The sequence below is a fragment of the Coprobacter sp. genome (assembly GCF_982436375.1).
Window position 1 is genome coordinate 1 of the sequence record NZ_CEWDCG010000068.1, and the last position, 13758, is coordinate 13758.

Annotated in this window: 5 protein-coding genes; all 5 read right to left on the reverse strand. The window is 39.3% G+C overall.

Translation table 11 applies throughout. The features are described 5' to 3' along the window. Positions 1-89 precede the first annotated feature (89 nt). Complete coding sequence (locus AC1WHX_RS05665; protein WP_122338444.1) at positions 90-1493, reverse strand: arylsulfatase; 1404 nt, start codon at positions 1491-1493, stop codon at positions 90-92. A 31-nt stretch (positions 1494-1524) separates the two neighbouring features. Further along, a complete protein-coding gene (locus AC1WHX_RS05670) occupies positions 1525-3072 on the reverse strand; it encodes a GEVED domain-containing protein (protein ID WP_122338445.1) in 1548 nt (515 codons plus the stop codon). 144 nt (positions 3073-3216) lie between these two features. Further along, positions 3217-4554: a T9SS type A sorting domain-containing protein gene (locus AC1WHX_RS05675; RefSeq protein WP_270214285.1), complete on the reverse strand. Its 1338-nt coding sequence runs from the start codon at positions 4552-4554 to the stop codon at positions 3217-3219. A 186-nt stretch (positions 4555-4740) separates the two neighbouring features. Next, positions 4741-9351 carry a beta-N-acetylglucosaminidase domain-containing protein gene (locus AC1WHX_RS05680; protein ID WP_122338447.1) on the reverse strand — a complete coding sequence of 1537 codons (4611 nt, stop codon included), beginning with the start codon at positions 9349-9351 and terminating at the stop codon, positions 4741-4743. A 373-nt stretch (positions 9352-9724) separates the two neighbouring features. Then, entirely contained in the window at positions 9725-13672 is a 3948-nt protein-coding gene (locus AC1WHX_RS05685) for a LamG-like jellyroll fold domain-containing protein (RefSeq protein WP_302996167.1), read from the reverse strand. Positions 13673-13758: the final 86 nt, after the last annotated feature.

Consider the following 13758-nt stretch of genomic DNA (forward strand, 5'->3'; position numbering starts at 1 on the left):
AAGATAATGAAAAAGGGTGACCCGTTCAGTCGTTATTGACTTTTGGGTCACCCTCGTTTATTTCATCATTATATCTCAAATCGAGAACCTTATTTACCGAAATTAAATAACGAAGAAGGCTCATGTTCACGATCCATAATTGCTTTCAACTCTTCCACTTTTTCAGGATATTGAGCAGCAACATTATTATCTTCATGAGGATCTTCAGCTATATTATACAACTCATGTGTCGGATTTCCCGAACTGATCTGTTGACGAATAAGTTTCCAATCTCCGGCACGTACGGCCTGACGCCCGCCTTCCTCATGAAATTCCCAATATAGAAATTCGTGTAACGGCTGTTCTCCTTTATTTAATAAAGTAGGCAAGATAGAAATTCCATCCATCGCTTCTTCTCTCCAATTCGAATCGACACCTAATAAATCTACAAATGTAGGCATCATATCCCATCCGGCAGCCTGAATATGACTTATACTACCGGGTTGAATTTTTCCAGGCCAATAAGCAATATAAGGTACTCGCATACCTCCTTCGTAAAGAGCTCTTTTAAGTCCTTTCAAACGTGATTCCGTATTGAAGAAATAAGGATCGGCACCACCCTCTTGATGAGGACCGTTATCACTGGTGAAAATAAATAAAGTTTTATCGGCAATACCTTGTCGTTCAAGCTCTTCAATTATCTGACCGACATAAGTGTCCAAACGAGTAATCATCGCTGCAAATTGTGTGCGGGGATTTAAAGCCGTCCCGTAATCACCATCAGAATAAAAAGGCTTAGGCTCATAAAACTTATTCCTATACATTTCCACAATACTGTCTTGAGGCTGTGTCAACTCAGCATGAGGTATCGTATAAGTAAAATATCCGAAAAATGCCTTGTCCTTATTATCTCTGATAAACTTAAGTGCATGCTCGTGAATCGCATCCTGCGAATAACGTCCTTTTTGGTATTCCTTCGTTTTATTATTCCACAAATAATCAGGGTAATATTTATGAGCTTTACGTTGACAGTTATACCCGTAAAAAACATCAAATCCCATATCATTTGCTTCTCCTCCCGATCCGGGATATCCCATTCCCCACTTACCGAAACAACCTGTGACATATCCGTTTTCTTGAAAAAGATTTCCTATTGTTTTCACATTCGGATCAAGAGGCTCTTGGCCTTCAGGTTGTATCTCTTTATTTCCTCGAATTTTGGTATGTCCCGTATGCTGCCCTGTCATTAAAGATGCCCGGGAAGGAGCACTTACAGCCGTACTTGCATAAAATTGAGTGAAACTCATTCCCTGCTGCACGAGTTTCGTCAGATTCGGAGTCGAGATCATTTGCTGCCCGTAGGCCTCTATATCGCTGTAGCCCATATCGTCACATAATAAGTAAATCACATTAGGACGATCAGTAGTCGCAACGGCATCTTTCACTTGTGCTTTACATAAAGAAGACGGAAATAATAAACTGCCGGACAGATATAAAAAATATTTTGAATTCATCGGTATCTTTTCGTTTTATGAAATTAAAAAATCAAGATCTATTATAAAGTTTCAATGAAAAAGGTTTCTGTCCCTCAATCTTAACCATGAGAATAACAAACTCTTCAGGACATCTTAGTTTATATTCGCAATTTACATCAGAGGGAACAAACTCTCCTATAACCTGCCCGGAAAGATTAATCACTTTCACAGAACATTTTTCCGGAAGACCTTTCATCCGGACTATGCCATCCGACAAAAAAGCCTTCACTTGAGTAACCGAAACATTTTCCACACCGGTAGATGTAAAAGGAACACGATAAAAATACCAACCCGATCCTGTACCTACCCCAGCATTATATAAAACAATTTTCCATAAACCATCTTTTGCATTCAACAATAAACCATCGTTACCTTCATATTTTATAGAATAACTTCCGTTTGCATTACCACTGGGTTCTATGACAAACTCGCTCCCGTTTACCTCAGCAGTCAGCTCTTGCGTTTCCAAAACTCCAGAACTGTAAATCTGTTTCATACTGGTTTTATTAATAATCTTAACCCTATTTCCAGAAACAGATTCTAACCTCCACAAAAATTTATCGCTTATATCAGCCGGACGTTCAGCACGTAAATTAGAAGAATATTCTCCCGTAGGATTTTCATCATAAGCGATATAACGGTTTGCTCGCTCCGTAGCCGTATGAGCATTTTTTATCTGAAACCATATCGGATTTGCTTCGGTACTCGTTTGAGGAGCAGATAACTCGGGCTCTACGGTAGAAAAAACAGCAATAATATGCATGCTCTCATTTACCGTAAAGGTGTATGCCTGATCTCGGCTTATAATATCTTGTCCAACTTTCCACCCTTCAAAATTTGCAGCAGAAGAAGAGGGTTCGGCTTTCACCGTAACAGAAGAACCTTTATCATACCTACCATTTGCATTAGCAACTGTCTCAATAACCGCCTTACCTAAATTATCATTACTAGAAGAAACACTTATATAACAATCATCATGATCGGTCTTGTCCATAACATAAACAACAAAATCATACACACGTCCTCCAGAAACTGCAACATCCGGGCCTGAAGGCCGGGACGAGTCTAATCTTACACGTATCCGGGCTTTTCCCAATTCTGCATCAGCAGGAACTTGAAAAGAAGCAGTAAATCCTTTATCTCTCATACTTAAAGAGGACTGATCTTGACTAACAAAGACACCGTCACGATCCCAATCTGTATAAATAGTAACAAATTGTCCGGAGATAGATACATTTTCCTCAATAATTAAATCGAACTGGCGTTCTTTCTCCACCAAAGTAGTAGCTTTAGAAACAATTATAAAATGCCGGTCAGGCGTAGAGGCAACAGTATAGCCTAAAGGATAACGAACAGCATCTCCGGATGTAATAGCAGAAACGATATATGCACTCCCGGCCTGACCAGAAGGCATTTGATAAATCGGGTTCTTAACATTCATAGAACCCAACCTGATCATCGTCTCAAAAGGATTATCTGTTATATACTCTTGAGCTTTCAACCCGGTAAACAGAGTACTCAGAAATAACAAAAAAAACATCAATAAGCTTTTTCTCATTTTCTTATTTTTTATCAAAAGATACCCCTATAAGACTTCGTCAAACTATATCTTCAAAATTTTATGCTTCACTTTTTAGGATATACTTTGCTTTTTCCCATAAGGAGTATCTTTCTGAATGAAAAAACTAAACTTTAAATCTCTTTATTTTTTAATAAACTTAATAGTACGAACACCGTTATCCATTTTTACTTTGGCTATGTAAGTGCCCTCCGAAAGGTTTTGTAAATTTTGTGTTCCCTTTCCTTCATACACCAAAGATCCGGTTATATTATAAACTCTTAATAAAGAACTCTCTGGAGAATATAAAACTGATGTCGTGCTATCAAAGTAAACATTTGCCAATTGGACGTCCTTAATTCCGGTCAACGGTGTAAAGGTTGCATTTATCTCTACATCCTCAGCTATCGTAATCCAATATGCAGCTCCGTTTTCGAGAAATTCCTGTAAACGATCAACTCCATTGATAAAAAGCGCACTTATCTCATAATCAGGTTCTAATACTACTGATATCGTAATAGCCGTATTTTTCTGCAACTCCGTTCCCGAAGGAATTTCTTCTCCATCGGAATCTTGCGTTACTTTCAACTTTCCACCCGTCAATTCGGTCGGATATGTAACCGTATAGACCTGCTCATTCATAAATTCCACTGTAATTTCACTGGCTTCAGACAGAGTGAATCCCGAGCCATCTATCGCTACACCGTTCACTTTGATTGCCTTAACTTGATAATTAACATCAGGGGTAGCTTCTACCGTCAACCAAGTCCCCTCCTCTACGCTACTGCCGCTTTCTACTATGGCATCTCCGTTCTTAACAACAAAACTTCCTCCAACTACCGTACCTTCATAGGTTACATTGTAAGCCGGTAACTCGGCCTTATAAAAAAACCATCCCGAAGCCTGATGTACTCCCATTTCATACACCGTTACTCCATAAGCTTTCTGCGTATCGCCATTTTGTGAATCCATAGCATTCAGATATGCAGGCTGAGCACTTGCTCCTAAATAATTGAAACAATACTGTTTATCTGCACAATCAGGTTGTCCGGTAGAGCTACTCAACGCCATTACCCACTCCACACCTGTTTCTGTAACGGTAAGAAGAGTGTTAGCTCCCGTATTCGGGCTTATACCGGCCTCGGCAAACACCCGCATTCCCGCACGATTCACAATATAAACTTTATTATCGGCACTTCCTTTTTCAAGACGCCACAAGTATTTATTCTCAAGTTGAGACTCAAGAATACCCGAATCAAATTTTTCCGTCTTTAATCTTGTACCATCCCAAACCAAAAAACGATTCTGACGATCTGCATCGGTCAGATGGGACGACATTATCGTGTACCATACCGGCTCTTCTGCCGTACTAACTTGAGGGTCTACACATCCTGCTATCGGATTCACTGCGGCTTTAACAGAGAAAGATCCGATAAAGAAACTGATCAATACTAATAAGCCAAGTAATAATCGTCTATTCATAAGCTTAGATTTATTTAATTAAACAATAGATTAACTCGTACATCAATTCGATAAATACAATTGTAAAACCAATGAAACTATAGTATAGACAATTTATCAAATTTAAAAACGACAACTATATAATAAATCTCTTATTTTATACATATTATTACAAATCACTAATACTCTGACTGTTCAAATAAAATCTTACTTTTTAATAAACTTGATCGTACAAAAACCTTTATCAGTTTCTATTTTTGCGATATAACTACCGGCTAAAAGCTCTACCAGATTTTGTGTTCCCATTCCTTCAAACACCAACGAGCCGGTAATATCATAAACTTTTACTTTTGCTTCTAACGGAACATGCAAAACCGAAGTAGAACGGTTAAAGTAAGATATCGGGGTCTTTTCATCCCGAACTCCGTCTAAATATGTAAAGGTTATCGCTATGTTTACATCTTCAGTAACCGTAATCTGATATTTGCCCCCGTTATTTAATAGATCAGAAAGGCAATCTTCATCATTAACGGTAAATGAGCCTACTTCATATCCCTGGTCAGCTATCGGTTCGATTATTATAACCGTATTCTCTGATAATTCCGTTCCGGAAATGACACTACAATCATCTCTTTCGTTTCTGACATCGAGATACCCTCCGGTTAAACTTTCCGGATAAGTTACTTTATACAAATTTTGATTATGACCCTGAACATATTCCGGCACTTGAGAAGTCGTATTCTGATAATAAGTTACCCAACTCAATTCCTGAATCGTCCCTTTCATCAAATAAGCAGCACAATCGCCTCCCGCACCTTTGTTTTGAAACTCCGTTAAACCGACATCCGAAGAACTGAATTTATAATAATACAACAAGTTTTCGGGAATTCGGGCATATCCTGCTTGAGAAGACTTGATCTGCTCAGGTGTTAAAGCAACATTCCATAGTTGAACATCCTCGATATCTCCGGCAAAATCCATGCATCCGACAAAAAATACAGTCTCATCGGGCAACAGACGGAATCCTTCTCGATTCAATATTTCGGATGCCACTTCTTCTCCATTCTTATACAAAGTTATGGTTTTATTTTCACTATCTATTACTAAACTTATAAATGCCCATTCTCCGATCGGCAGTGCCACATCTGTCGTAACCGTTACATCATCACCGTAGCCGCCATTACCGTAACAACGTGTAAAAAAGCCCAATTTACCATTAGTCAAACGCACGGCAAAAGAACCTGATCCAACATAAAATGCTGACTGTACCGCTCCCATTATATCTCCGTTGCTTACCGACGGATTTACCCATACGGACATCGTAAAAGTGCGTATGCGCTCATCTCCGACTTGAGTATCTACCGTATGGTTTCCACATAATTTATCGTCAAACTGGAAGCGATAATGATTATTTCCGTCTGTCTGAGGAATACGGATTGCAGAACCAGCAATAACCGGTATTCTTTCGCTACACTCAGCCGCAATCGTTACAGCTTCTGTCACTGTCATCGTATAAACTCCTTCGTGAAGACTTCCCATCCGATTTTCTCCATTAACCGTAAATGCAGTTAATTCATAGTTTTCATCAGCACTTACCGAAATAGTTATTTCTGTGTCGTGTTCTACACTGCTTCCCGAATCTATTGGCATATCACCTGCCATTACTGAAATTTTTCCATGCGCAGGTTGTTCAAAAGAAACGACAAAATGGGTAACAACTTCACCTCCTTCATTATAAGGAAGTCCTTCCGGCAATACTTCATATAAAGTCGGTATATTCGATTCGTTCCAAATAATTTTAAGCTGAGATATATTATCCAAATCGCTTACATCTACCTCCGTACAATAATCATCCAAAAATCCTTTATCCACCCATTCACCATCTACCAGGACTTGAATCGACGGCTTATCCGCTACGGTTGTAAATTGAGTATAATGGTAAATCTTTACCTTTTGGATCAATATATTCTCAGTAAAACGATAAATCAAGTGTCCTGCTTTATCCGACTTATATCCGTTCATCAGCGAACGATCATCCAATACAGATATCGGATTCCCATCTTGATCACTTGCAACCGGCGTAGTTCCTGAGACAGATGCAGAAAACTCAGCAACCTGCAACCAATTATTCAAAGAAACAGAAGTCAACCGCATCCTGACATAACGTCCGTACTTCCCACCGGCATTACAAGAGAACACCGAATTATTAGCTTCTATTTCCGATGCAGTAAAAGTCGACACTTCCGTCCAGCTCTGCCCATCACCGGATATTTCTACCACACCGCTGCCTGTCGGACGATCATTCGAAGTAAATGTCAATGTTATATCGAAAAACGGAACTGTTCCTCCGTAATCGAGTGTAATATAATCACCGACAGCTTGAGCGCCGTCTTTCCAAAAATAAGTATCGACATCACCATCGATCACATTCGTTACAGAATATGTGCTATAGACACTCATGTTGGTTGTTGCGGTTACAGTCCCCGGAGTCGTCCCGGACACGGACATCGTAAATTCATTTTCCGAAATTTCCTGCACTTTCCCGCTATTATTATGAATCCGAATATATGCCATATCCATAACAGAACCATCCGGTGTAAACACAGTCCATTCCTTACCGTTAATAGAATATTCGAATGCAAACTTCTCCGCCATAGAAACAGGAAGCGTGTTCACCGATACACTTTTTATCGCATTAAAATAAATTCCTACATATTCCCCATCTTTTAAAGAAACTCCGGATAAATTTCCTAAAACGACACTTGATTCTCCTAAGCTTATCTGCGGTCCGTTAAGATTCTTCACATTAGTAATGATAACTATATCTCGCGACCGTTCAGGCAAAACTGGAGCTTTATCTGCAATTTTGCCGATAATCCAGTCTGCAAAAGGCATCATATTGACATCGGAGGGAGTTACCTCATACGATTTTTTTTCTGTCGATGTGCCCGAACCTTCCAATGCAGGGACAAAAAAATCCGGATCGGTATGTATCTTGGCATATTCTTCTTTTGCTACTAAAAAATCAGTCCACTGACTATTCTCCCCTGATTGAAGCAATGTGAGTGATTTTAATATTATATTACTCATCGACTGTAATTTAGCTATCCAATATTTCGTTTCTTTATAAAACAACACATGATCAGAATCACCACTATGCTCCATTGTTCGCAAAAGAACGCACGCATCATAAATTTTTTGCATTTCAGTAACCAATTGACCTGTAACAGAAGGTAATTCCCCGCTTGCAGAATAAGATGATTTAAACGTATCGAATAACGGCTTAAGCTCATCCGTTTCTTTCAATTCTATACCCGATTCAGAATGAATGGCAAAAGTCCGCATAGCGTTCCTCAACTCTTCATCGTCTTTGACCAAACTCCGGATAGAAGCTTCCCAATTAGAAACTTTTTCAAAACGAGCCGGATTCCATGCATAATCAGCGCCTCCGAAAAGAGCGACTTTCGAAGCTTGAGCTTGTCCCATCGGATTAAGCATCAAACCTCTTAAAGAGGGTATAGGTTCTGAATCTTCAATAGTCCAATGGGCTGTCACTCCACGCATATAAATTCGTTCATCATGATCGTCATTCACCGGATTATTCCACCACATTACCGGGTTTCTACCAACACGTCCCGCCATATCGGCACACGAACTACCTCGGATATTCGAGAAACAATCATACCCTGTAAAGGCAATTACCGCATCTGAATCGACGCTTTTCAAAGAATTCAACGAATAAGAGCCGCCATAGTTGAGCGCATAAGCTGTCGGGACAAAAAACAAGGGACAAACCTTCTCATCTTTCGTTGCCGAAACGGTATTATATTTTTCTTTCAATTTCTTCTGTACCTGATCTGCCAAATATGCCTGCATGCTCCCGCTCGGCGTATAAGTAATGTCATCGATAAAAACACCGAAACCTCTAATTCCCAATCCATAAAGATGAGCAAATTTATTCATGATCGCATCTATCCCGGGATTCATCGCCGATTCACTGGAAAAACTTATGCCATCCTGCATCGCCGGATGAGCTGCCCAAACAAAATTAACGTTGCAGGCTTGTGCCTTAGCAGCTATCGTTCTCAAATCATCTTGAGTAATCATTCCCTGTTCCTGCTCTGCTTGAGTAAGAGATGTAGGATAATCTCTACGCCAATATCCCAAATGATAAGGATCTGCTTTGGGACCATAAACGAAAAGGTTCATTTTATAGCGTTTACAATATTCTAACAAACTTAAACGATTTTCCACAGAGTACGGATAACCGTAAAAGCCCTCTACAATGCCTCGATATTCCATATAAGCATAATCTTCGAAAACAACGGTAGTGAGCTTATTCTCCTCCTTCTGTTCAAACATCTGCTCTAATGTCGCCATACCATAATAGGCAGATTCTTTATCATTGCCCAAAATAACGATATCTCCAAAAGGATGGTTCTTATTGACCTCCAATATATAAGGATCAAATTTATTACTTCCGTCAGCAAATACCGAACGAGAAACAGATGAAGCCCGATCCGCAGCCTTTCCCGAACCATTCACTCCAAGCCAAATATTGGTTTGAACAGACGAAGCTGTTCCCGCTTCATTGACCGACATGGTAAAACCGGCATTCTCGACAACTTCTCTCAACCGGTTTATTGTCGTTATATGTATACCGTCTTCAATAATTACATTAAAAACAGGAGATAATTCTACAGTCTGATTTCCCATAGTCATTTTCTGCGGTATAGGATAAACAGTATAAGACTGACTATACACCCGAGCAACAAACAACAAGAAAATAAATAAAATGAAATGTTTTGTTTTTTTCATAATAAAGAGATTATTCGATAAAACAACAAATATCAACAGATTAAAAACTTATCTTAAATTCTATTTGAGATTAAATAAAAAATCTTTTTATAAAAGTCAAACAGGTTTAAATAAATATTTAAGGCCAGTCTAAATTTTCCAATAAGAAAATATTATCAGACTATCTTACGTTTTCTTCCGGTCTATAACATTATTGGTGGTATCTGTACAGTTTCCCTACCAAGAGGGGGAACTGACTATTCTTGTAGATTTCTCTCGAACTTGATCCGAACAAAATTTAGACGACCGGCTCTAAGAATAAAAATAGAAAAAGGGAGAAGACAACCGGGAAATCCGATATCACTCCCCCCTAATAAAACAGAAATTCTAAAACTTATTTTTTAATAAACTTAATCGTACGGATACCATTATCCGTCTTCACTTTAGCAATGTAAGTACCAACAGACAAATTTTGCAAGTTTTGTGTTCCTTGGCCTTCGAATACAGCAGACCCTGTTATGTTATATACTCGCCACATTGCCCCCTCCGGTGCATGCAATATCGAAGTCGTACGGTCGAAATAAACTTCTGTCAATTTAGCCCCGGATATTCCTGTCAACGGCGTAAAAGTCACAGTCAGTTCAACATCCTCTGCTATCGTGATCCAGTATTCTCCACCATTCTCCGACAACTCAGTCAATCGATCTACTCCGTTGACCGTGAAACTTCCGATTTCATAGCCCAATTCAGCTTCCGGAACAATCGTGATAGCCGTATTTTTCTGCAACTCCGTTCCCGAAGGAATTTCTTCTCCGTCGGAATCTTGCGTTACTTTCAACTTCCCACCTGTCAATTCGGTCGGATATGTAACCGTATAGGTCGCACCCTTAAACTCTGCTACAAGTTCCACTGATCCTTCTACCGTAATCGTAAACGTCTTGTTGACTACCGTCTCCAATATGCTTTCTCCATTGTTGGTCAATCTCGATAATCGCGTCGGTTCACTGTAAACCAAACTACCTGTCAACTCAGTTCCGTATTCCACCAACGACCCGCTCGAGAGGGTACTGCCTCCGTTCTTCAACTCTAACTGTCCGTCTCCCGTACTCGTGAACGTAACCGTATATTTTTTCTTCGTGAAGACTGCAGACACTGTTATATTTTCCTGAACATCGCTTAGGGTCAACTTGCCTGACTCCAAAGACTCTTTCTTTTCCTCACCGTTGACCAACAATGAGGACAGTTCATAATGTTCTTCCGGAGATACCGTCAATATGACATTGCTACCTCTGTCAAACTCGCCTTCATTGTCCAACGGCATCTCTCCTATACTTGCCGACACAGTTCCGCCTTCAACCGATGAATATCTGTAAACCAGCTTATTCGTAAATTCTACTGTAATTTCACTGGCTTCAGACAAATTGAAACCTTGACCGTCTATCGTTACTCCGTTTACTTTGATCGCCTTAACCAAATAGTTCTCTTCCGGAGTAGCTTCTATCGTCAACCAAGTTCCTTCATCTACGCTACTGCCGCTTTCTACTATGGCATCTCCATTCTTAACAACAAAACTTCCGCCTTCGGATGTCCCTGTATAAGTAACTATATGCTGAGCTTTAACATGTCCTTGAACATATTCAGGTACTTGAGGTGTATAAACATACATTTCTACAGCATAACCAAAATCAGGATCTTGAGTCCATTTTACAGTGCCATAAGCTAATTCGGCAACACATTCACCTCCAGTACCTTTATTAGGGAACTGTGTTATATCAACATCTGCCGAATTAAATTTATAATAATACAACAGATCTTCAGGTGCTTGAGTATAGCCTGCCCGGGAAGCTTTAATTTGCTCCGGAGTTAAAGCTCCTTTCCATAATTGAATATCTTCGATATCTCCTGTAAAATCCATATTTCCGACAAAGAAACAAGACTTATCCGGCAACATTCCGAAACCATCCCGCTTAAAATTTTGCTGAGTAACCAACTCACCATCTTTATACAATGCGATTGTCTTGTTTTCATCATCGATAACTGCAGTAATAAATGCCCACTCTCCTATTGGCAAAGCAACTCCTGTCTTCACATTTATATCATCTCCAAAGTTACTAGGTAATGTCACACAACGAGAGAACAATTCAAGATTTCCATTTCTCAAACGAACCCCGAAAGATCCACTTTCTACATAATATTTAGACTGTACCAATCCTAAGATATCCCCTGTTGTACCTGCAGTTTTCACCCATGCAGACATAGTGAAAGTGCGAATACGCTGATCATTATCCGTACTACCATTTGTATGACTTCCTAACAACTGATCATCGAATCGGAACATATAATGGTTATTTCCAGACTTTTCAGGTATATGAATTGCAGAACTAGCTACAACCGGAGTACTCTGTTTACTGAATGTAGCAACCACAGTCAAGTCTTCAGATAGAGCCGGTAATGTCAAAGTATTACCGACAACTTCACCTGCTTTTTCTTCATTATTTACCAATAAAGAAGTCAATTTATAATTTTCCTCAGGAACTACTGTCAATACAATTACCGATCCATCATCAAAACGCGCATTCGGAAGAAGCGGAACATTTTCTATAGCAGCTGTTACACTTCCGCCAGCAACAGTATTATATGTATAAAGATTTCCTTCTGGAGTTACATCTCCTTCTGTAATATTCAGCATAATATCATATGCACAACCTTTATTGATACCAGCACAAGCTCCATGTTCAGTATCCGCACCATCATTACCCCGTATATGCCAAGCATCCACATATCTAATTCTTACACAAACCTGACCGATAGCAGCATCTTGAGGCACGGTAAATGATTGCAATATATTTTTCACATCCAAATTACGACCTGATTCGGTAGGAATTCCTGAAGCCATTCCCGCATCCTTTCCGATCATCGGTAATACTTCGTCTTCACCATCAAAGACTCCGTCACCGTTCCAATCGACGAAAATCTCTGCATGACAACAAGTAATCTGCGGTTTTTCTTGTTCACTATTAGCTCCTACATAGTTTATGGTAAACGTAGAACCTCTCTGCACAGTCAGAACCTGATCTAATTTTACATACGGCTGATCAGACGGTAAATCCGAATTTGCTGTATAATTAATCTCAACACCGTCTTTTGCTCCCGTTGAAGTAATAGCAACCAAATAAACACCTGTATCGGTTGTTCCGACAGGAGTACAATAAGAGGCTGTTTTTTCAACGAATAATGCTTTCACAGTCAAATCAGAAGTTACGTCAGCAATTGTCAGCGACCCATCAGATATTTCATTTTTCTTTTCTACTTCATTTACCAATAAAGAAGATAACTCATAATTCGCATTAGCAGATACTGTTAAAACAATGTCCGATCCTGTCTCAAATTTTTCTCCGGTACTGATAACATTATCTCCCACCATTGCAGTAACAGATCCTCCATTGACTGTTGTATAAGTATAGGTAAACTGCTGAACAGGAATAATATGTCCTTCAACTAATGTAGAAGCAACCGTTGAAAAAGTATCATAATACTTTCCTTCCCAAGCTGCAGAGCCACTCCTTTTCGGTCCGCTGACCAATTTTGCAGGAAGATTCTCAACAGAACCTTGATTTTGATACTCATTATCGACATTATCGACAAATGTATAATACGCTAATAAACCTTCAGCAGAAGATGGATCGACACTAACCATTGAAGCTTTTATTTCTTCAGGAGTCAAAGCTTTATTCCAAAGTTGAACCATATCCAAATCTCCGGCAAAAACCTTATCCGTATCACTCTCTCCTCCAACAAACATTATACACGCATCAGGTAAGAGTCCAAGACCACCTTCCGCATCCACAGTTTCTTGCTGTATTTGAACTCCATCTTTATACAAAGTCAACGTTTTATTCACAGCATCCGACACAATAGAAATAAACGTCCAAACTCCTGTTTCTAAAGAAACTGAAGATGGCGTATTTACCGCTGTTGCAAATTTATCTCCACCATTCGGATAATAACCACGAGCATAAAGACCGAGTTTTCCATCTGTAAGCCTTACAGAAAAAGATCCGCTATTTTGATAACGATTATCCTGTAAATGCCCCATTATATCTCCATTTGTAGTAGAAGCCTTAATCCACACTGACATCGTAAACGTTTTCGTTCGAGAATCTACGGTAGCATCTCCTACAGAATGTGTTCCCAACGCACTATCCGAGAAACGAAATTGGAAATAATTCGATCCCGATTTGCCCGGAATGTTGATCGCAGTATTTTCCTGAGCAATTCCCGGAACAAGATACCCCGTCAACGCAAAAAGGCTAAGAAAGAAAAAAAAGTTTAGTTTTTTCATTTCAAACAAATTTAAGTTAGACATTGATATATTGATTCATTAGTGTCCACTAAAAAATCATAGAAGTTCTTTGAAATTATTGAAAT